The 21547-nt window shown below is 48.6% G+C and carries 23 protein-coding genes; 14 read left to right on the forward strand and 9 right to left on the reverse strand.

Features of this window, described 5'->3' with window-relative positions:
- Positions 1–11 precede the first annotated feature (11 nt).
- The 3 genes from serA to C792_RS0101230 form a co-directional block, all read right to left on the reverse strand.
- Positions 12–1604: a phosphoglycerate dehydrogenase gene (serA, locus tag C792_RS0101220; protein WP_017547620.1), complete on the reverse strand. Its 1593-nt coding sequence runs from the start codon at positions 1602–1604 to the stop codon at positions 12–14.
- Positions 1591–2739: a pyridoxal-phosphate-dependent aminotransferase family protein gene (locus tag C792_RS0101225; protein WP_026090172.1), complete on the reverse strand. Its 1149-nt coding sequence runs from the start codon at positions 2737–2739 to the stop codon at positions 1591–1593. Before C792_RS0101225 ends, serA begins: the two co-directional genes overlap by 14 nt.
- A gap of 117 nt (positions 2740–2856) precedes the next feature.
- Positions 2857–3918: an AAA family ATPase gene (locus C792_RS0101230; protein ID WP_017547622.1), complete on the reverse strand. Its 1062-nt coding sequence runs from the start codon at positions 3916–3918 to the stop codon at positions 2857–2859.
- Between the two features lie 155 nt (positions 3919–4073).
- On the opposite strand from C792_RS0101230, the gene C792_RS0101235 reads away from it, so the two are divergent.
- From C792_RS0101235 to C792_RS0101290, 12 genes are all read left to right on the forward strand, one after another.
- Entirely contained in the window at positions 4074–4916 is an 843-nt protein-coding gene (locus C792_RS0101235; RefSeq protein WP_017547623.1) for a DUF368 domain-containing protein, read from the forward strand.
- A gap of 17 nt (positions 4917–4933) precedes the next feature.
- Entirely contained in the window at positions 4934–5989 is a 1056-nt protein-coding gene (locus tag C792_RS0101240) for a GTPase domain-containing protein (RefSeq protein ID WP_017547624.1), read from the forward strand.
- A 261-nt stretch (positions 5990–6250) separates the two neighbouring features.
- Positions 6251–7558 carry an ABC transporter substrate-binding protein gene (locus tag C792_RS0101245; RefSeq protein ID WP_026090173.1) on the forward strand — a complete coding sequence of 436 codons (1308 nt, stop codon included), beginning with the start codon at positions 6251–6253 and terminating at the stop codon, positions 7556–7558.
- A gap of 62 nt (positions 7559–7620) precedes the next feature.
- Positions 7621–8487 (forward strand): carbohydrate ABC transporter permease, encoded by an 867-nt coding sequence (locus C792_RS0101250; protein ID WP_017547626.1) that lies wholly within the window; start codon positions 7621–7623, stop codon positions 8485–8487.
- The gene (locus C792_RS0101255) at positions 8487–9308 is read left to right on the forward strand and encodes a carbohydrate ABC transporter permease (RefSeq protein WP_017547627.1); all 822 of its coding nucleotides are present in this window, start codon (positions 8487–8489) and stop codon (positions 9306–9308) included. The genes C792_RS0101250 and C792_RS0101255 overlap by 1 nt, the downstream gene beginning before the upstream one ends.
- A 19-nt stretch (positions 9309–9327) precedes the next feature.
- A complete protein-coding gene (locus C792_RS0101260) occupies positions 9328–10371 on the forward strand; it encodes a LacI family DNA-binding transcriptional regulator (RefSeq protein ID WP_017547628.1) in 1044 nt (347 codons plus the stop codon).
- Complete coding sequence (locus C792_RS0101265; RefSeq protein ID WP_017547629.1) at positions 10343–11065, forward strand: ThuA domain-containing protein; 723 nt, start codon at positions 10343–10345, stop codon at positions 11063–11065. The genes C792_RS0101260 and C792_RS0101265 overlap by 29 nt, the downstream gene beginning before the upstream one ends.
- Positions 11058–12092 (forward strand): Gfo/Idh/MocA family protein, encoded by a 1035-nt coding sequence (locus C792_RS0101270; protein WP_017547630.1) that lies wholly within the window; start codon positions 11058–11060, stop codon positions 12090–12092. The genes C792_RS0101265 and C792_RS0101270 overlap by 8 nt, the downstream gene beginning before the upstream one ends.
- On the forward strand, positions 12093–13124 hold the full coding sequence (locus C792_RS0101275) for a Gfo/Idh/MocA family protein (RefSeq protein ID WP_017547631.1): 1032 nt from the start codon (positions 12093–12095) through the stop codon (positions 13122–13124). It begins immediately after the preceding gene.
- Positions 13125–13136: 12 nt separating this feature from the next.
- Positions 13137–14105: a sugar phosphate isomerase/epimerase family protein gene (locus tag C792_RS0101280; RefSeq protein WP_017547632.1), complete on the forward strand. Its 969-nt coding sequence runs from the start codon at positions 13137–13139 to the stop codon at positions 14103–14105.
- Between the two features lie 12 nt (positions 14106–14117).
- Complete coding sequence (locus C792_RS0101285; protein WP_017547633.1) at positions 14118–15281, forward strand: ABC transporter ATP-binding protein; 1164 nt, start codon at positions 14118–14120, stop codon at positions 15279–15281.
- Positions 15282–15385: 104 nt separating this feature from the next.
- The gene (locus C792_RS0101290) at positions 15386–16072 is read left to right on the forward strand and encodes a VOC family protein (protein WP_017547634.1); all 687 of its coding nucleotides are present in this window, start codon (positions 15386–15388) and stop codon (positions 16070–16072) included.
- On the opposite strand, the gene C792_RS0101295 is transcribed toward C792_RS0101290, so the two are convergent.
- The gene (locus C792_RS0101295) at positions 16057–16302 is read right to left on the reverse strand and encodes a hypothetical protein (protein ID WP_017547635.1); all 246 of its coding nucleotides are present in this window, start codon (positions 16300–16302) and stop codon (positions 16057–16059) included. The two genes, C792_RS0101290 and C792_RS0101295, sit on opposite strands and share 16 nt — an antisense overlap.
- 59 nt (positions 16303–16361) lie before the next feature.
- Here C792_RS0101295 and C792_RS0101300 point away from each other — a divergent pair, with 59 nt between their 5' ends.
- The gene (locus C792_RS0101300) at positions 16362–17630 is read left to right on the forward strand and encodes a lipid II:glycine glycyltransferase FemX (protein ID WP_017547636.1); all 1269 of its coding nucleotides are present in this window, start codon (positions 16362–16364) and stop codon (positions 17628–17630) included.
- A gap of 154 nt (positions 17631–17784) precedes the next feature.
- The gene (locus C792_RS0101305; protein ID WP_017547637.1) at positions 17785–18564 is read left to right on the forward strand and encodes a transporter substrate-binding domain-containing protein; all 780 of its coding nucleotides are present in this window, start codon (positions 17785–17787) and stop codon (positions 18562–18564) included.
- 150 nt (positions 18565–18714) lie between these two features.
- On the opposite strand, the gene C792_RS0101310 is transcribed toward C792_RS0101305, so the two are convergent.
- From C792_RS0101310 to C792_RS0101330, 5 genes are all read right to left on the reverse strand, one after another.
- Positions 18715–19005, reverse strand: a complete 291-nt coding sequence (locus C792_RS0101310) for a hypothetical protein (RefSeq protein ID WP_017547638.1) — start codon at positions 19003–19005, stop codon at positions 18715–18717.
- A gap of 23 nt (positions 19006–19028) precedes the next feature.
- Positions 19029–19343 (reverse strand): membrane stabilizing protein MspA, encoded by a 315-nt coding sequence (gene mspA, locus C792_RS0101315; RefSeq protein ID WP_017547639.1) that lies wholly within the window; start codon positions 19341–19343, stop codon positions 19029–19031.
- On the reverse strand, positions 19340–20491 hold the full coding sequence (locus C792_RS0101320) for a tetracycline resistance MFS efflux pump (RefSeq protein ID WP_017547640.1): 1152 nt from the start codon (positions 20489–20491) through the stop codon (positions 19340–19342). The genes mspA and C792_RS0101320 overlap by 4 nt, the downstream gene beginning before the upstream one ends.
- Positions 20492–20510: 19 nt before the next feature.
- Positions 20511–20681, reverse strand: coding sequence for an SE1832 family protein (locus tag C792_RS14945; protein ID WP_017547641.1), 171 nt, complete (start codon positions 20679–20681; stop codon positions 20511–20513).
- Positions 20682–20819: 138 nt separating this feature from the next.
- Positions 20820–21503 (reverse strand): PepSY domain-containing protein, encoded by a 684-nt coding sequence (locus C792_RS0101330; RefSeq protein WP_017547642.1) that lies wholly within the window; start codon positions 21501–21503, stop codon positions 20820–20822.
- Between the last annotated feature and the right edge of the window lie 44 nt (positions 21504–21547).

The following is a 21547-nucleotide window of genomic DNA, read 5'->3' on the forward strand; positions in this document are numbered from 1 at the left end:
TTTTTTGCTGTTTACGAAAGGTCGACCTGCTTCAGGCCGTTAAAACCTTTGATTTTGCTCAGTTCCTCCATTGCTTCATCGTTCACGGCCTGGTCAAGTGAGAGGGAAAGGAGTGCATTTCCCCCTTCGTCGTGCCTGCCGAGCTGCATGCTCGCAATGTTGACTCTGTGGGTGCCGAGTGTGATGCCCATCTCCCCGATGATACCCGGTCGGTCCTGATGGTCTATGAACAGGAGGTGTTTCGTCGGTTTGATATCCACCTGGAACTCATTGATCTTGACTATGCGTTCGCCGTAGCCGTTAAGCACACTTGCGCCGAGGACAAGTGTCTCTTCATCATTGATCAGTTCAGCCTCCAGATAGTTGCTGTATCCGTGGGCCTTTCCCTTCTTTTCAACTTTATAGACGACATCCTGTTCCTGGAGCAGGTAGAGTGCGTTGATGATATTGACGTTCTCCCCGAGGTGGGGTTTGAGCATGCTGGAGACGAATGAGCGTGTCAGCATGCTCGTATCATCGATTGCAAGCTCCCCGTGGTATTTAAGCTTGATTTCGGAAGGGGGACGGTTCATCAGCTGGATGCCGACTTCCCCCATGTGGCTTGAAATGTTGATATACGGCTTGAGTTCTTTATTGATATTCTCGCTGATGCGCGGAGCGTTGACGGCATGGACAATTGTGTTGTTTTCAAGGATATCGATTATTTCCCGGGAAACACTGATGGCGACTTTCTCCTGTGCTTCCACTGTGGAGGCGCCGAGGTGTGGCGTGACCACCACGTTTGGATGATTCAGCAGTTTCATGTCTGTGGGAGGCTCCTCCTCGAAGACATCAAGGGCAGCTCCGTCCGCCCTGCCCCCGTCCAGTGCTTTGAGCAGTGCATCTTCGTCGATAATCCCCCCGCGGGCAACATTGACGATTTTCAAGCCCGGTTTCGTCTTGCCGAAGAAGTCTTCACCCACAATCCCTTTTGTCTGGGGGGTGAGAGGAGTGTGGACGGTGAGGAAATCCGCCCGGGCGGCAATTTCATCGACTTCCATCTTTTCGATTTCTGCTTCCTGTGCTTTATCGTCCGACAGATAAGGGTCGAAGGCGATGATTCTCATACCGAAACTCTGCGCACGTTTGGCCACACCCAATCCGATTTTCCCGACGCCGATGATGCCGAGCGTCTTGCCGTACATTTCCGTTCCCTTGTGCCCTTTTCTGTTCCATGTACCTTCTGAAAGTTCTTTGTGTGCAGCGGGGATGTCCCGTGTGAGTGACAGCATCATGGCCATCGTATGTTCAGTCGCACTGATCGTATTGCCGTCAGGTGCATTTATGACTATGACACCATGCTTCGTTGCAGCATCGATATCGATGTTGTCCACACCGACACCGGCACGTGCGATGACTTTGAGCTGTCTCGCATATCGGATGATTTCTTCAGTTACGGTCGTCTGGCTCCTGACGATCAGTGCATGGTATTCGTGGACCGTTTCCAGAATCTCCTCTTCACTGAGCCCGGTGTTTACATCCACATCATAATTGGGATGGTCGAGGAGTTCCTTGATGCCGTCTTCGCTTACAGGGTCGAGCACGAGTATTCTATAGTTCTCCATAATACGCCTCCTGTGCGGCAGCGACTGCTCTGCCATAGTAATTTTCATTTCTGTAATCAGTGAGTATCGCTTCGATTGCGGTGAGCACCCTGATCATATCGTGGGGGAACATATAACCCATGTGCCCGATGCGGAGTATTTTGCCTTTGAGATCCTTCTGCCCACCTGCGATCGTGATCTGATGCTCACTTTTAAGCTTATTCTTGATCACTTTCAGCTCATCTTCACTCGATTGGAAAGCAGTGACGGTCGGCGAGGCATGTTCATCGGCCACCAGCATAGTGAGGTCCAGTGCCCTGAGCCCGGCCCGGAGCATATCCCGCATATTTCTGTGGCGTTCAAATACATTTTCGATGCCTTCCTCTCGATAAGTTTCCAGCACCTTCTCAAGCCCCTGGATCAGGGAGACTGCAGGTGTGAATGGTGTGGAGTGCTCCTCCAGGGCTTTGAAATACCGGTTGATATCGAGATAGAAACGTGGCAGGTCGTTGTCCGACGCCTTCTGCCTCGCTGTATCATTCATCGCAACAAATGCGAGTCCCGGCGGAAGCATCAGTGCTTTCTGGCTGCCTGTTACAAGACAATCGATATTATCCTGCTCCATGTCGAATGTCATACCTCCGACGATGCTTACCCCGTCGACGATGAACAGCGTTTCGCTGCTGTAGGATTTAACGGCTTCACCGAGTTCATTGAGCGGATGGATTACCGCTGTCGAGGTTTCACATGACTGTGAAAATACTGCTTTGACATTTTCTTTTGTGTCCAGAAATTCTTTGAATCTTCCTGGATCTGCCGCTTGGCCCCATTCGACATCGTACACATGGACCTCGAAAGGATATGTTTTTGCAATATTCCTGAAGCGGTCGCCGAATGAACCACTCACTATGATGACAATGGATTCGTCCGGCCTGACGAGGTTCACCATCGCAGTTTCAAGTGCACTTGTACCGCTTGAAGAAAGGATGGCAACAGGGTTTTTTGTGCCGAGTATCGCTTTCAATCCGGGCTGGATATTTTCCATCAGCTTATTGAAGTCGTTTGAACGGTGGCCGATCATGCCTTCGGCCATACGGCTTGAAACCTCGGGGGGGATGGGTGTAGGACCAGGTGTAAGCAACAATTTTTGTTCCATGAAATCTTCCTCCATTAAATAGATGATAACAATGATAACAAAGTTTTCTGTATTTTCCATCAATATATGGATGAGACGGCTTCAAATGTGTAAATTTACAAATAAATGCGTTTTCATTCAATTGTCCTTGCCGTCTTTCAGAATCTCATCCACGAGGCTGTGCGCCTCCTGATACTGATCCCTGTAGGAGTCCCCGCCTAATGTATGGGTAACATCATTCAGTCCCTGAAGTTCCAGTTCTTCCAGAATCATCTGGTGCATGGCTGCGGAATATTCGCTCATGTCATTCTCCCGGGGCGGCATCACAAGGATGAGGGACCAGTTCTGCAGGTCTATGAAGTAGTCGAATACCGCCTTCAACTGATGGAATTCATGCCCCACAGCGTGCATCTTCATATAGATTTTCGTCATCATCACATCAGTATCCGCAAAGAACACTTTCCGTGTCCCCGGAGAGTGAATGTTCCTTTTATTATTCTCGAACTGTCCGATGCCCACTGCGTGAAGATCCTTCACATCCAGTTCGTCGGCGGCGACATGCTGCGCAGCGCGGTATTCCTTTGCATATTCTGTGGAATAGCTGGTGGAATATCTGCGGGCAAGGTCCTGGACCAGTGATGATTTTCCTGTAGCCGGGGCGCCCAGTACAAGGACATTCTGAACGAAAAATCGTCTGAACGGCCGGGTAACATAATCCCAGTTCAGTATGGGCTCTTCCCGTATGCTTGTCCCGCTGATGCCCAGGATCTTACGGTCCACCATTGTGATACGCGTATCTATTCCGCTCCATTTCTCATCAAAGAAATTACTGAGAGGATCGACATATTCTTCCTCGCCTACATAATAGGTCATTTTCCCGACCTTGAAATCCAGTCCATCGAACCCCTGCCCAATCTTCTCTGCAAGCATTTCCAGCCATGGCTTCCAGCCGTGGGGATATCTCGGGATATCCGTTTCATCCAGTTTGATGACCGACACGTTTTCATCATTTCGCAGCAGCTGACGCATCGCCTTCACCCTGTTATCCAGTGACATTCCGTATGTATTGCCGCGGTCTCCTTCATATCCGCTGACGATGACGAGTGCATGCCTGTTTTCACGTTTGGCACGCACGATCTGTTCAAAATGTCCGACATGGCACGGGGCGAATGTTCCAAAATATATACCAAGGTCTCTCATATCAGCATCTCCCATCGATTGATCTGTTAGACTAGTTATAACAATATGAAAACGTATTATCAAACCGGTGCACTTTCTGGAGTACGATGAAAAATGAAAATTATGCTACAATCGTATGGTAATAAACTACGTAAAAATGGAAGGTAAATTAAAACATGTTGAAATGGGTAAATATATTTAAAGGTTTTCTGATGGGGATATGCGAGCTCATCCCGGGTGTGAGCAGCGGTACGATGGCGCTTCTGCTCGGCATCTATGACCAGTTCCTTGGGGCAATCAGCAGAATTGTCTCCAGACACTGGAAAAAGGCTGTCCTATTTCTGCTTCCTCTCGTCATCGGCATGGGCCTGGCGATAGTGACAATGTCATCGCTTATCGATTATCTGCTCAGAAACCACACGATGGCAGTGCATTGGTTCTTCATCGGACTGATCCTGGGTGTGGTGCCGATGATGCTCAGAATAGCCAATTATAAAGTGGAATTCAGATGGCCGCATTATATGCTTGTCGCCATTGTTGTGGCCGGACTCTTCATAATGGGGATGCTGCGGGCGGAAGAGATGCCGGCAGAGGGGGTACCGGTTACAGCGCCGCTCCTCATCAAACTGTTCTTCAGCGGAATGCTGGCTTCAGCAACGATGCTGCTGCCGGGGATTTCAGGCTCGCTTGTCCTCCTGCTTCTCGGTTCGTATTCCATCATCATCTACTCACTGAGTGAGCTGACATCTCTGAATCTCGCTGTGCTTCCCATGCTGATTGCTGCAGGGCTTGGAATTCTTTCGGGACTGCTCGTGGCGAGCCGGATCATCCAGTATATGCTGCGCCATTACACATATCTGACATATGCGGCGATACTCGGTCTGGTCCTTGGATCCGTCTTTGCAATCTATCCGGGACTGCCCGCGACACCGCTGACCTGGCTGACTACGATCGCCGTATTCATCGCAGGTCTCATGATAAGCTATTACATGGGTAAGGAGAACGAAGACACTATTTAACTAGAGAGGTGAGTATTATGTCCGGAGGACATCCACTGGTCAAGGCTTTCCATAAATATATCGAGGGCACAATCGACTACCGCATCGGAGTGATGGGCCAGGTAGACGCCGGAAAAAGCGCGCTGGTCAGTGCACTGGCCGGGGCCGATACACACATTTCCACCCGGACCGATGCCACGCGTACGATCTCTTCCCATAAATACGGAAAACGGGGGCAAATCCTCGATTTTCCCGGTGTAGGCACGACTGAATACTCCCCGAAACAATATAAGAAACTGATCCGCAAAGCAGATCTCGGCCATGTCCTGTATGTCTTCTCATCAAAAATCAGGGAAGCGGATGAGGAAATCATCCGCTTCCTTGCAAAAAGGAAGACGGGTATCACCTTCATCTACAGCAAATCCGACACACTGGTCGACGTATCAGGAGCGAGGGAGCAGAAGATGCTCATGCATGACAAAGACACGGAACTGCATGTCACATTCAAAAAGCACCTCTCCCAGCCGCTCAATTATCATTTCGTCAGCGTCAGGGACAATATCGGAATCGAAGGGCTCCAAGCCGCCCTGCAGCCGATATTCGAAGCGAAGGACAAAGAGTTCGCCAGGCGGGTGCACAGTGCGGAGTACATGGAGAAATTTTTGAATAAAAGACTCAATACCCTTGCGTCTAAACTATTATCGCCGGGGTTGAAGGATATCATTCTCCAGAGAGCATATCGCTCCATAGAGGAGATGACAGAAGCACATTTCGAAGTCACCCCCGAAGATGGCGAAACAATCGTCAGGGCGATACCCAGGGCCGCAGACTACATCAACAAGGCCAAAAAGACGGATAACACAGGGATGAAATCGAAGGAGTACCTCAGCCAGCTGGCAACGCTGTTCGGTACAGTATTCAAACTGAGGAAGCTGAACATCATATCATTCATAGTATCCACCCTTGGTGAAGCCGGTATCAAAAACATATATCCGGTACTGAAAGGTATATTCGAGTACGTCGGGGATATGAACGACTTTGCACGGGAAATACTGAAGCATTACAGCAGGGAACAAAAAGAGACATCTGAATGAAACCTGAAAAATAACCCGAAATCCATGGCCGGTGGAATTCGGGTTTTTTAATTGAATGATAAAATGGAGGAGTGAACACTCTGACGCAATCGTTTGCAATAAAAACTTTATAATACAATTTATAATCACCTTAAACATTGTCAAATATGCATATAATACTATGCAATCGTTTGCAAAAATATCTTGACTTATATGTTTTCTAAATATAAAATCATCTGTACAAGCGTTTGATAACGCTTACATAACCGAGGAGGTACTCAAATGTCTAAAACAAAGTGGGGTTGTTCGTTATTGCTGTCATTGACGCTTCTGCTGGGTGCATGTGGAAACAGTGGCGATGGTGGTGGCTCTGTTTCAGAAGGCAGTGACGGAGAAGGGGGCAGCGGTGACGGAGAAGTGACAATCGACGTTTACCAGTTCAAAGTTGAATTTCGTGAGCAGTTCGAAGAACTCATTGCACAGTACGAAGAAGAGAATCCTGATGTAACTATCAACGTTGAGACTGTAGGCGGAGGAAATGATTACGGTGCTACACTCAAATCCAAAATCGCATCAGGAGAAGAGCCGGATATCTTTAACATTGGCGGACCACAGGATTATGAGGACCACAAGGACCGTATCGCACCAATTGAAGATTCAGAAGCCGTAGATACTGCTTTGGATGGAACTTTAGATGCGGTTACCATTGATGATCAGGTATACGGTATCCCATACAACCTTGAAGGTTACGGGCTGATCTATAACAAACAGATACTCGATGAAGCGGGTATAAACCCTGAAGAGCTGACTACAATGGAAGACCTTCAGGCGGCTACAGAAAAACTGGATAGTATGAAGGAGGAGCTTGGTCTTGATGCAGTCTATGCATTCCCGGGCAAAGAAAGGTGGGTTTACGGCAACCACACCAGCAGTTCCTTCCTTGCTCCTGAATTCAATAATAACGTAATGGATGCATTTGCAGCTGACACTGTTGAATTTGAACTTTCTGAAGAACTTAAGACATACATTGATATGCAGGCGGAATATTCTGTGACACCTGTTCTGAGCCTGGATTATTCCCAGCAGGTTGAGGCGCTTTATTCCATGGGGAAAGTAGCCATGATCCAACAGGGCAACTGGGCATATCCTTCTGTAGAGCAGATTGCACCGGAAGTGGCGGAAAATTCCGGAATCTTGCCGATTCCGGTTGATGGTGAATCCAAAATGCCGGTCGGGGTTCCCCAGTACTGGGTGGTAAACTCAGGTGCGGACGAAGAAGTACAGACAGCGGCTGTAGAATTCCTGGACTGGATGTACACATCGGACGCGGGCAAGGAGATTGTCCTGAATGAATTCAACTTCATTCCTGCATTTGAAAATTACGATACTTCTCAAATATCAGATCCACTATCAAAAGAGATTTATGAATATACCGAAGAAGGTAATACAAGCGGATGGGTCTTCCTTGGATACCCGACCGGATTCTCTGAAGATGTATTTGGAAACAATGTCCAGCAATACCTTTCCGATGAAATTACCTGGGATGAAGCCATGGAGAATTCGAAAGAATATTGGGAAGAGAATCGATAATAGAAAGATGGGGGCAGGAGCAGAATTTTTGCTCCTCCCTTTCATAAAAGAGGTGTTAATATATGAAAACCAAAAGTCTGATGTATTGGATATTTCTTGCGCCGGTATTGGCTGCTTTGCTAATAGTGGTCGTTGTTCCTTTCGTATGGGGAATCTATTACTCACTGACTGAATGGTCAGGTGATATGGCACAGACTCCTGTATTCAAGGGTTTTGATAATTACGCAAATCTTCTGAGTGATCCAACCTTCCTCAGCTCGTTATGGTTCACTTTCAAATATGCGATTGTAACAGTCGTGATCATCAATATCGTCGGCTTTTCTTTAGCTTTGATTGTTACGAGCTACATAAAATCGAAAAATATTCTGAGGACAATATTCTTCATGCCCAACCTTATCGGCGGTCTAATACTCGGGTTTATATGGCAGTTCATCTTTACAAACATTTTTAATGCAATCGGGAGTGCAATGGGTGTAGAAATGCTCCAGGGATGGCTGGCAACACCAGCGACCGGTTTTTGGGGAATGGTTATCCTTCATGTATGGCAGATGGCCGGCTATATCATGATCATTTATATCGCATACCTTCAGAGCATACCGGACGAACTGCTGGAGGCTGCGGATATGGACGGTGCGAACTACATGCAGAAGCTGAAAAACGTCATTGCGCCTCTTGTTGCACCGGCATTTACAGTCAGCATGTTCCTCACTCTTTCGGGGTCATTTAAAATCTATGATCAGAACCTTTCTCTTACAGGCGGTGGACCGGGCGGCTCTACAAAAATGATCGCGATGGATATTGTTGATACGGCCTTTGCCATGAATACGATGGGCATGGCCCAGGCAAAAGCAGTAGTATTTTTCATCATCGTGGCAATCCTGAGTCTCACCCAGGTTTACTACAATAAGAAGAAGGAGGTGGAGCTGTAATGAAAAAGAAAAAATCAAGAGGCCGCATCATATTGGAAATTATAGGGATAGCTCTTGGTTTACTATGGCTTTCACCTTTCTATATAATGCTTGTTAACGCCTTCAAATCAAAAAGGGAAATGTTTGAGAATACACTTGCGCCTCCAAAAGAACCCATCTTTGATAATTTCATCAATGCTTTTCAGGGATTGGACTTTTTAAGAACATTTTTCAATTCTTTTCTGATTACTACTGTGAGCATAGTCTGTATCGTCTTTTTCTCTGCAATGGCGGCATACGCATTGTCAAGGAATAAAAGTAAGATCAGCGGATTCGTGTTCTTTTTGTTTGTTGCTTCAATGCTTATACCGTTCCAGGCTGTCATGATTCCGCTCATTAAGATATTCAGTGAATTGCAGAGCCTAAATAAAGGTGGCCTGATTTTCATGTATATCGGTTTCGGGTCGGGGCTTTCACTGTTCCTTTACCATGGTGCGCTGAAAAATATTCCTGTTTCACTGGATGAGGCAGCGAAGATTGACGGGGCTACAAAATGGCAGACTTTCTGGCATGTAATCTTCCCATTGCTTCGGCCGATAGGCGTTACAGTAGCCATACTCAACGTTATCTGGATATGGAATGACTTCCTCCTTCCAAGTCTGGTGCTGGGAAGAGGAGATGAAACGATTCCGTTGAAATTATTCCTGTTCTTTGGCCAGTACACCAAACAGTGGACATTGGCGCTCGCAGGGCTGACAATATCAATCATTCCGGTGGTTATCGGATATTTCATCGCCCAGAAGCATATCATCAAAGGAGTATCCGATGGCGCAGTGAAGTAGACAGGAGGAGTAACACATAATGGTAACGATTAAAGATGTAGCTAAACTAGCTGGTGTTTCACCCTCCACAGTTTCGAGAGTGATAAAAGATCATGATGGTATAAGCGGTGCAACAAAGAAAAAAGTGAGAAAGATCATGGAAGAAATAGGTTATTCACCCAACATTGCAGCAAGGAATCTGGTTACGAACCAATCCTATACGATTGGATTGGTGCTGAAAAGCGGCATTCATGAAGTTAATCTGAATCCGTTCTTTTCAGATGTCAACCTGGGAGTATCTGAAGCATGCAGGGAGCATGGCTTCTCGACATTGACGACTTCCACTACCGATGATGACTCTCTGCTGCATGAAGTGAAGGAGCTTATCAATTCGAGACAGGTTGACGGTTTCATTCTGCTGTATTCAAAAAAGGAAGATCCTGTCGTTGCTTATCTGCATGAAATAGATTTTCCATTTGTTGTCATTGGTAAGAATATCTTTGATATGAACAATGGCATTTACGTGGATAATAATAATGTGAATGCTGCAAAAACCATGACAGAGCTACTTGTTAAAAACGGCTACAGAGACATCAGAATGATAGTGGACAACGAAGTGTTCGCTGTCTCACATGACCGGGTTGAAGGTTTTAAAACAGCGCTCGATGAAGCGGGTATTTCTGCAGAAGATAAGATTATAAACTCTGATAATGACAGCAGGCCATTGAAGAAGCTGATTGCTGATGTACTGGAAGAAGGCCGGCCGGAAGCAATATTGACTTTGGATGCAGTACTCAATGCAAAAGTGATTTCCGCATTATATCAGTTGGAAGTCCGTATTCCGGAAGATGTTGCAACTGCAACTTTCAATGATTCATTGTTAACGAAGTTCGCTTCTCCGCCCCAGACGACGGTGGATATATTCCCGGGTGAACTTGGCAGGGAAGCCGGAAACGAAATTATCGATTTAATAAGAAACCCTGACAAACTGAAGAAGAATATCATTATCCCGACTTCGATTATCGAACGTCAATCTACTAAAAGGAGGATGCCTGATGAAAGTGACGGTATGGAACGAGTATAGGCATGAGAATGAGTCTGACGTGGTGCGCGGGGTCTATCCTGACGGCATCCATGCGCAGATTGCCTCTTTCCTGAACGGGCATGAGGTGACAACGGCTACGCTGGATGATGAGGAGCACGGTCTTACTGATGAAGTACTGGATAGGACGGATGTCCTGGTATGGTGGGGGCATAAGGCACATGATGAGGTGTCGGATGAGATTGCGGAAAAGGTCCGTCAGCATGTCCTTCGGGGCATGGGGCTTGTGGTGCTCCATTCGGCGCATTTTTCCAAACCATTCAAGCTGCTCATGGGTACTTCATGCGACCTTAAGTGGCGTGAGGCGAATGAGAAGGAACGGATCTGGATAGTGGATCCTGCGCATCCGATTGCCTCTGGGCTGGGGGAGTATTTTGAGCTGTCTGAAGAGGAGATGTACGGGGAGCACTTTGATATTCCGGCCCCGGATGAACTGATCATGCTCAGCTGGTTTGAGGGCGGAGAGGTGTTCAGAAGCGCCTGTACCTTCAAGCGCGGCAACGGCAAGATTTTCTATTTCCGCCCGGGACATGAAACGCACCCGACCTACTATGATGAAAATGTGCAGAAGGTCATACAAAATGGTGTGGAATGGGTCGGATCGTCCAAAGGAACGCGCCACTATTATGGAAATTATCAACCACTAGAGGATATAAAGGGGAATCATAATGATTAATGTCGGAGTCATCGGATGTGGCAGCATCGGTGTTAAACGCCACATCGCGGAATACAGTGGAAACGTAGATGTCAGACTTGTCGCTTTTTGTGACAGGGTGTATTCGCGTGCAGAGGAGCAGAAGGTGCTGCATGGCGGTGCCGCCTATGAAGATTACCGGGAACTCATTGCCGACCGTAATGTGGATGCGGTCAGTGTATGCACCCCGAACCATATGCACGCCGAAATTGCGATTGCGGCGCTTGAAGCGGGCAAGCATGTGCTTTGCGAGAAGCCGATGGGTGTGACGCTTCCGGAAATGGACGCGATGATTGAAGCTGAGAAGCGTTCGGCGGGCCAGCTCATGATCGGACATAACCAGCGTTTTGTCAAAGAGCATGAAGTGGCGAGGGAATGGATTACTTCCGGCAGGCTGGGTAAAATTTATTCTTTCCGTACGACTTTCGGCCATGGCGGGCCTGAAGGATGGAGCGTGGACGGCAGGGATAGCTGGTTCTTCAAAGAGAGTCAGGCGGCCATGGGCGCGATGGGAGATCTCGGAGTCCATAAGGCCGATCTGATCAGGTTCCTGTTGGGCGAAGAGGTGACAGAGGTCGGCGGTATGATTTCGAAAAAGGCCAAAGATTTTTCGGATGTCGATGACAACGCGGTATGTGTGCTGCGCACGGAATCCGGGATTATCGGGACACTGCAGGCGAGCTGGTCGTTCTACGGAGCAGAGGATAACTCGACTGTGATATACGGCGAGAAGGGTGTGCTCCGGCTGCTCAATGATGACAGGCATTCATTCATCTTTACAGGGACGGACGGTGAAGTGCTGAAAGAAAATTATGGCGGCATCCAGACGAATGATGATGCCGGACAGAGCAAGTCATCACAGGTCATGGACCGCTTCATCTCGGCTCTTAAAGGCGGAGAACGTGTCCCTGTGACGGCGGAGGATGCTAAAAATTCTGTACGCATCATACTGGACGCATTCGAATCGGACAGGAAAGATAAAATTATTACTGGGGAACAGGTGTTGTAGATGTCTAGAGTAAGACTGGGTTTCATCGGTGTCGGCGGTATTGCGACCGGCCGTCACATCCCGACTTTCCGAACATTGGATGAAGTCGAAATAACAGCGGTGCAGGACATCGACCGGGAACGGGCGGTGAAGGTGGCGGAAGAACTCGGAATATCCGGAGTTTACACGGCCATCGAAGATATGTACCCGCACGTCGATGCGGTGGTGATCTGCACGCCGAATAAATTTCATGCGTCTATCAGCATCGATGCGATGAACCACGGAAAGCACGTCCTCTGCGAAAAACCGATGGCCCTTACGGCCGAGGAGTGCCGCCGGATGATCGAAGCGGAGCAGCGCAATGGTGTCAAACTGCATATCGCCTATCACTACCGTTTCATGAAGGAGGCGATCGCCTCTAAAAAGATTATTGAGAGGGGCATCATCGGCGCTCCGATCGTTGTGCGTGTCAAAGGCCTTAGACGCCGTAAAGTCCCGGGATGGGGCGTATTCACCAACCAGGAACTTCAGGGCGGAGGGGCACTGATCGATTACGGCTGCCATCTGCTGGATCTGGCGATGTATCTCATGGGGGATGTGAAACCGGTGGAAGTGTCCAGTTCCACATACAATCATCTCAGCAGGACGAATACGGTGAACGAATGGGGACATTTCAACAGGGATACATTTGAAGTCGAGGATCATGTGAGTGCATTCATCCGTTTCGACAACGGTGCATCGATGCTGTTTGAAACGAGCTGGGCTGCGAATATACCCGAGGATGAGAATCATATCAGCATCTCTGGTGTCGATGCCGGCCTCGACGTTTTTGATATGAAAGTCAACCAGGCGGATGAAGACCTGATGACGACGATGCGCATTGACTATATAAAGGTCGATGAACCATACAGCAGACTGCAGGCGCAGGATTTCATTTCGGCAGTGAAAAACGGCACTCCGCTGCGGGTGAAGTCACATGAAGCGATGGAAGTGTCGAAAATCATTGAAGCGATATACAAAAGTTCACAAGAACAGCGCAGTGTAAGACTTTAGGAGGTTTAATATATGAAACTGGGAGTTTTTAATCCATTGTTCCAAAACATGGAATTTCTGGAGATGCTGGATTATGTGAAGGCATCGGGGCTTGATGCAGTGGAAGTGGGGACAGGCGGCTACCCGGGCAGTGCCCACTGTAATGTGGACAAACTGCTCGGCTCCGAAGAGGCGCGCAGTGAATATTTGTCCGAATTTGAAAAGCGGGGGCTTTCAATCAGTGGATTCAGCTGCCACGGCAACCCGATTTCGCCGGATGATGCATTCAGGAAAGAATCTGATGAAGTGCTCAGGAAGACGATTGAACTGGCTGCCATGATGGGCGTCCCGGTGGTCAATGCGTTCAGCGGTACACCGGCCGGAAACGAAACGGACACTTCAGTGAACTGGCCCGTGACCCCATGGCCACAAGAGTATTCCGAAATCAAGGAATGGCAGTGGGAGAACCGTCTCGTGCCATACTGGAAGGGAATTGCTGAACTGGCTGAGGTGCACGATGTGAAAATCGGGCTGGAACTGCACGGTGGGTTCCTGGTGCATTCGCCGCATACGATGCTTGAGCTCAGGAGGAGGACAAATACGTACATCGGGGCAAATCTCGATCCAAGCCACATGTGGTGGCAGGGAATCGATCCTGTGGTGGCCATCAAAATACTCGGCCGTGAGGGTGCAATCCATCATTTCCATGCCAAGGATACTTACATCGACCCGGAAAATCTGAACATGTACGGATATCTGGATATGAATCCGTACGGTAAGATCAGTGACAGGAGCTGGACGTTCAGGAGTGTCGGTCTTGGCCACAGCATGGATGAATGGTCAAATATGATGAGTGCGCTCAGGACGTACGGGTATGACCATGTTGTCTCCATAGAACATGAAGACGGGCTGATGTCCATTGAAGAGGGATTCCGGACAGCGGTCCGGAATCTGCAGGGTGTAATCATAAAAGAAGAGCCGGCCGATATGTGGTGGGCTTAGAGGAGTGGTCTAATGGCTGAAATGAAACTCGAAAGCATAAAGAAGACGTATGATAACGGTCCTGCAGTCGTACACGACTTCAACCTGGAAATATATGATGGTGAATTCATCGTGCTCGTCGGGCCCTCGGGGTGCGGGAAATCCACGACTCTCCGCATGATTGCAGGGCTTGAGGATATTACTGATGGGGACTTTTACATCGCCGGCAAACGGATGAATGATGTGGAGCCGAAAAACAGGGATATCGCAATGGTATTCCAGAATTATGCTCTCTATCCGCATATGAGCGTGTACGATAATATGGCTTTCGGACTCAAACTCAGAAAGGTACCTAAGCCGGAAATCAAAGAGCGGGTGGAAAAAGCGGCTGAAATCCTCGGTCTGACAGACTTTCTGGACAGGAAGCCTAAAGCGCTGTCCGGCGGACAGCGGCAGCGCGTCGCCCTGGGACGTGCAATCGTCCGCGAAGCGAATGTCTTCCTGATGGATGAGCCGCTCTCCAACCTTGATGCCAAACTCAGAGTTCAAATGCGTGCGGAAATTACCAAGCTGCACAAACGCCTGAAAACGACGACGATCTATGTCACTCATGACCAGACGGAGGCGCTCACCATGGCGACCAGGATCGTCGTCATGAACGAGGGGGATATCATGCAGGTGGGCACGCCCAAGGAAGTTTATGATTTCCCGGAAAATGTCTTTGTGGCACAGTTCATCGGCTCGCCGGCAATGAACATATTTGATGCCGAAATCAAAGACGGAAAGCTCGTGATCGGCAATACGGAAATCACCATACCGGAAGCGAAACGCCGCATGCTCATCGATGAAGGATACGACAACAAAGCCTTGAAATTCGGCATCCGGCCGGAGGATATAAGGGAAGAGGCAGTATTCGTGGAATCGGCGCTCGCATCTGCATTCAAAGCAGAAGTCAAAGTGAGTGAACTGCTTGGTTCCGAAATCATGCTCTACTCCGAACTGGAAGGTCAGGAGTTCATCTCCCGTGTCGATGCGAGGAACGAACTCAACCCGGGAGATGTTGTGAAATTCGCCTTCGATATGAATAAAGGCCATTTTTTCGATATGTATTCTGGTGAGCGCATCTCTACAAAAGAAGTACGTGAAAAAGAGCGGGGGCAGATGGAAGCTGACGGCCCGGACGTTATAAAAGCATAGAGCGAGACAGCCCCTTCCTATGCGGAAGGGGCTGTTTTTCGCTGCAGTATATTTCGTGGAGCAGGCGTGATATTATGATATAGTTAAAAAAAGAGGTGACTGGAATGGTGAAATTCGATCATATCATACACTATGTCAATCAGCTGAAGGAAGTGGAGGAGGACCCCGTTCTGCCCATCCACTCGGGCGGCAGGCATGAGCGTTTCGGTACTGCCAATCTGCTGTCATATTTTGATTACAGGTATGTGGAATATCTGGCGATTGAAGACAAGGAAGCATTCTGCACGCACCTGGAAGAGGGCGGGGGATCTTTTGCGGCTACGATTGACACGCTGGATTATGAAGAAGGCTTTATCCGCTATGCTTTAAGCACTGATGACATCAAAGGTCTGGCCGAGCGTTTTCTGGCCCGTGGTTTTACTGTCCATGGCCCGGTTGAAATGGAGCGCGTGACAAAAGGGGAGGCCATCAGCTGGAAATTGCTGTATGTTGGAAGCGGCGCTGAGATATTCCCCTTTTTCATCCAGTGGGATGAGCCGGAACAGGACCGGATGAAGCGGATTGAAGCGTTTCGTGGCAAATCCCCCCATCCCGCCATCACCATACGGCAGGAAGTTGCGGATATCCATGTATGGGAGGCGTTCTATGATGTGCTCGGCATCTGGGAGGGGGAAATCGACTCCCGTACACGTGTTGAACTTTCGCAGAACGAAAAACCATCCATCACCCTGGAAGTGGGGATGGACGGCGAGTCTGCAATATACAAAGGGGCAATCTACAAGTTCATATAGACAATCAATCCGATGTGGGTAAGGGCGATCAGTGCAGTTATGATGCTCATTATGATCATCGGGCGGGTGCCCCTTACGAGAACATATGCGAGGCTCAGCATGAATGTGATGACGGCAAGAATGATGCGCACGCTCATCAGCGCAATCAGATCGCCGCTGGAATATGCACTCAGCTGGAAACTGCTGAAAATGTTTAAAGCTGCAAGAACAGCCAGAATGGTAAGTCTCATTCATCTGCCCCCTTTCTTTCCAGCCAATTATATCAGATATTATTGAAATGGAGACTATTATGCTTAAACTATTGAATATTATTAATAAAGAACACAACAGATTCGTCGAGTCCCACCCCTTCGGTGATTTACTGCAACTGACGGATTGGGCACAGTCCAAACGCTTGACCGGATGGTACTCCAGACGGATTGCCGTCGGTGATGAAACGGGGGAGGTACTCGGAACGGCAATGCTCCTGTTCAAGAAAGTTCCGAAGACCGGGAGCACACTGTGTTATATTTCCCGCGGATTCGTCTGCGATTTTAACAACAGGCCGCTCGTTGAATTCATGCTGAAGGAGGCTCTGAAGATTGCAGGGGATGAAAATGCCTATGCCATCAAGATCGATCCGGACCTGCCGCTTGACAAGCATCGCAGCACCATAAAATTCCTGAAGTCGCTCGGCTTCCGCCACCGCGGCCTGCAGGATGGCATGAGCAAAGATAACATCCAGCCCCGCCAGACCATGGTGGCAGACATCGACAAAGATGACAAGGAACTTCTGCAGAGTTTTGAACGCAATAACCGGACAAAAGTCCGGAACGCATCCCGCCGGGGAACAGTGGTGTATAAGGCGGGCCGTGCAGAGCTCGGTACATTTGTGGAACTGATGAAAGAAACAGGGGAGCGTGACGGTTTCCTGACACGTGATATCACCTATTTTGAATCTATGTATGATCATCTGAACCCGAACGGCCATTTGGAACTGTTCCTGGTGAAACTCATCCCCGAAGATGTATCCGCATCTCTTCAGGAGGACCTTGTGAAAGTGGAGAAGGATATCGAGAAGACAGGCAGAAAAAAAGACAGCGGCAAAAAGGATAACCAGCTGGCAGATCTTTGGAACCGCAGGGAGAAACTCTCGAAACAGCTCGTCGAAATCGAGGTTATCAAACAGGAGCATCCGGATGGCATCATACTCTCCGGGGCATTGCTCGCTCAGTCGGGTCACAAATCCTACTATCTTTACGGGGCATCATCCGACAGCTACAGAGAGTATCTGCCGAACCACAACATGCAGTTTGAAATGATGAAATATGCCCGTGACAACGGTGCGAAAACCTACGATTTCGGCGGGGTCAGTGTTTCCCCGACTCAGGATTCCCCGCATTTTGGATTATGGCAGTTCAAAAAAGTCTGGGGGACAGAAGTCAGTGAAAAGATCGGTGAATTTGACTATGTGATCAATCAGCCGCTGTATACACTGGCGGAAGTCGGTGTGCCGATGTTCCAGAAAGGAAAAGTCAAATTGAACCAGCTGATAAGGAACAGAAGGAAAGGCCGCTGAGAATTCAGCGGTTTTTTAAATTTCTGCACAACATTCTTCTATAAGCAGACCATCAAAGTTCTATAACTGGCATCCTTGTCCGTATGTTTCCGGCATGATAGAATCAAATCTAATTCCTATTATGTTGATATGATTTAAGCGGAGGAGGGTTTCAATGAAAAAATGGACATTTTTACTTTTGGTTTTCATGCTGATTCTTACAGGCTGTAACAATGGGGACGGTGCTTCTGCATCGGGGGGTGACAAAGTGATAAAAATCGGTTCGTCACCTGATGGTTATCCAACCTCTTACCAGCAGGACGGTGAGATGAAAGGGTTCAATGTGGACATTTACAACGCAATTTTTGATGAGCTCGGGTATGAAATAGAATGGGTGCTCACCGACTGGACCGGTGTACTTGCCAATTTGGATACCGGCAACGTGGACACGGCGAGCAATTTTGCGCTCACCCCGGAACGGGGCGAAAAGTACATATTCACTGATCCTTATTACAACTCAAAGGCGGCCATTGCTGCTGCCCCGGGCAATGAAGAGATACAATCGGTCGAAGACATCGAAGGGAAGGATGTTGGAACGATACTCGGGACCAACTTCCAGAATGTGCTGGAGGACCAGTATCCGGAACACGGCGGAAATATTGTCGACTATGAAAATAACGAGGTGGTCTACAGGGATGTTGGGAGCGGCAAGCTTGATGCATATATCTACGGCCGCGAACAGCTGCTGGCGATGATCAATGATAAGGATATTCCACTGAAAATTGCAGGGGAACCATTCGGCAGTCAGCCGGTCGGTCTTCCCTTCAAGGATACAGAAGAGAACAGGGCACTGATTGAAGATATAAATGAAGTCATCGGTCAGCTGAAGCAGGAAGGCACCCTGACCCGCATTTCAGAAGACTGGTACGGCGAGGACATCTTTACGGAAGACTGATAAAAATCGAAAGGTTATTTTCAGGCGGTATCTATGAAGGTATGCTGGTGTCAACTGGCGCCACAGCCGTGATGAAGAGAAATATTTGCCCGGGGAATCATGATTGTCTCCGGAACAGAGAAGCGGGACCGCGTGAGCGGTCCCGCTTTTCTACCCCGTTATAATATGAAGGAAGTAGGGCTTGGTGAAAACGATGAGCAGTATGAAGAGGAACGAAGCAATCGAAAGGATGAACAGGGTAAGGGAGAGGCCGGAGTGCACCCTCCGGTTCTCATAGAGGTTGGGGCCGACTTTTACGGCCCGCCACCCTGTAACCAGGGAAATGCCTCCCAGGACGGACCATACATATATGTTGAAGAATATTATGCCGTCGTTAATGATGTAATTGATGAAAAACATAAGCTGCATCAATATCAGCAATGTCAGTATGACCCGTCTCATGGAACACCTCCTGTCCGCCGGGGTTATGCTGTGAACAGTACAATTATATAGGCAGCAGCCAGCATGATTGTAAATGCATGGATCATGAACAGGCGGTCCACATCTCCCCTGTATTGCTTGAAGCCGGTAATTTCGACCGAAATGAATACGCACAGTGCAAGTGCGAATGTCAGGATACTGGCAGGGTTGCTCATGTTGAGGGAAGTGACGGTCGCCAGAAGCAAAAAGGCAATGCCGGCGAGCACCCTCAGAATGTCAAGTGTCCGGCTGCGCAGGACCAGTATGGTCGCTGCACTGACGATGAGATACATCAGGAGCATCAGAATCGGCAGAATCATGCCATTCTCCTCCTTTTCCGATAGTATTGGAATATGAAGTATGTTGAGAATATCGTGAGGGCGGCTCCCACCCAGAACGGAAGGCCGGCTGTAATCACGAACAGATAGTTGAATACGAGCGGACCGAAAATCCTGCCCAGGCTGTCGAGTGAATATGTCGTTGAGGTCAGCCGTCCCATCTCGTGCTGTTCTCCTTCTTTGGTGATCTGGGAAGTCAGCAGTGTTTTAACGAATGCATTACCCGACATCAACAGTACGATACATACTCCTGCATAGAGCAGGTTCGGCATGAAAGGCAGCATGACGAAAGCAAGCAGCGCCATCGCCTGCCCGATGATCATGACCGGGTATTCCTGGCCGTCCTTCAGCCTCCCGATGATGCCCCCCTGTACACCTGCATTGAAAATTCCTCCGATGAAGAATAAAATTCCCATCTGAGTCGGAGTGATGTCGATGCGCTCTATGCCGAGGAGCTGGAATGTACTCTCCATACCACTCATCGTCAGCATTACAAAGAACGTACAGATGAGAAGGATGCCGACCGGCTGGATAAAGTAATCGCCGGCAAGTGCGATCCGTTTTTTGGTGTAGGCTCCCGGCCGGTATGTTTCCTGCACTTTGATGATGCTGAACAGAAGGGCTCCGATGATGACAACGGTCGTCGTGTAGTAGGCAAAGCTCAGACTGATGCCGGCCAAAAACCCGCCGACGCCCGGTCCGAATATGAAGCCGAGCCCTATGCACATACCGACAAGGCCCATGTACCTGGTGCGCTCCTCTCGTGTAGTAATGTCGGCAACCATGCTCGTGGTCGCCGTATAAAGCGCACCCGCGGCGGCGCCTCCTATTAAGCGGCTAACATACAGTACCCAAAGTACATCGATGAACATACCGAAGATGAGAAAGCTGAAACTGAAGGCGAGCAGTCCGTATAAAAGAAGCGGACGACGGCCGAAACGGTCACTCAGCCTGCCGAAAAAGGGGGCGGACAAAAAGCTTGCCAGTGAATAGACCGCAAGCAGCCAGCCCATATGTGTCGTGGATACGCCAAGGTCCGTCACCAGCTGAGGGATGACGGGGATGATCATGCTGAATCCGAAATATATTAAAAACTGAATGATCATGATAAGCGAAATCATATTTTTCATGTCGCGCACTTCCTATACTTTATTTCTGGTTTCTGAGAGCAGCTTTGGTTTCAGAGATCTCCTGCTCAATCACGGCAAGACGTTCTTCCATCTTGGAAGTATTGTTGCCAGTGGATTCCAGCTTTTCCAAATCACCCTGGATACGGACGTATTCATTCTTCAGTTCGAGAAGTTTATAATCTAAATCCATGAATATCACCACCTTGAATTATAGTTGTATCATATCATAATCACATTGATATGCATAAATGAGTCGTTACATTTTATTTACATAAATAAGAACCGGAATCAGGCTCTCTGATTCCGGTCTGCTTCCATCATGAAATCATCAGTCGCTGTCATCATCGCCGTTATCATAATCTGTGCTGGTGACCTCCCCCGACTCAGCATCGATTGTAATGTCGGCATCACCATCATCTGTATTCTTCAGCTCTATTTCATACTCCAGCGCACCGTCGTCCCTGTCGAGCGACCATCCTTCAATATCTCCGCTGCCCCCCGCTTCATCAATGGCTGTCTGGACTGCCTCTTCAGCAGTCATGGCATCACCGTATTCAAACTGGTCTTCTGAATCTTTATCATCGTCCGTTTCGGCCTGTTCATTGATGACCGACAGGTCGTCGACTGAGAGACTGGTTTCGTATTCTTCGCTGTTCTGTTCCATATCTAACTTATATACCCACTGGCCTTCTTCATGATCAAGCTCGATTTGGGTGAGTCTGCCGTCATAGTTCTCCATGGCGGCATCCACGGCCTCCCGGGCCTCATGATTGATGTCCTCCTGCGAAATCGTTTCAGAAGAACTGCTGCCGGAAGAATCGGGCTGATCGTCTGATGTATCGTTTCCGCCGCCTGCATCTTCATTGTCTTCTTCCATGTTTTGCATTCCTTCATCTGCGGAAGTGTCCTCTGCATCACCGTTTCCGCCCGGGTCTTCTCCATCACCGCCGCAAGCAGCCATGATGAGACCTGCTGAAAGCAGGATGCCTGCCAGTTTAAATCTATGTGACATCATTACCACCTCTTCACTATATCGTTGGTTCCCAGCTTCCCGTT

The sequence above is a fragment of the Salinicoccus carnicancri Crm genome, from assembly GCF_000330705.1.
GTDB lineage: Bacteria > Bacillota > Bacilli > Staphylococcales > Salinicoccaceae > Salinicoccus > Salinicoccus carnicancri.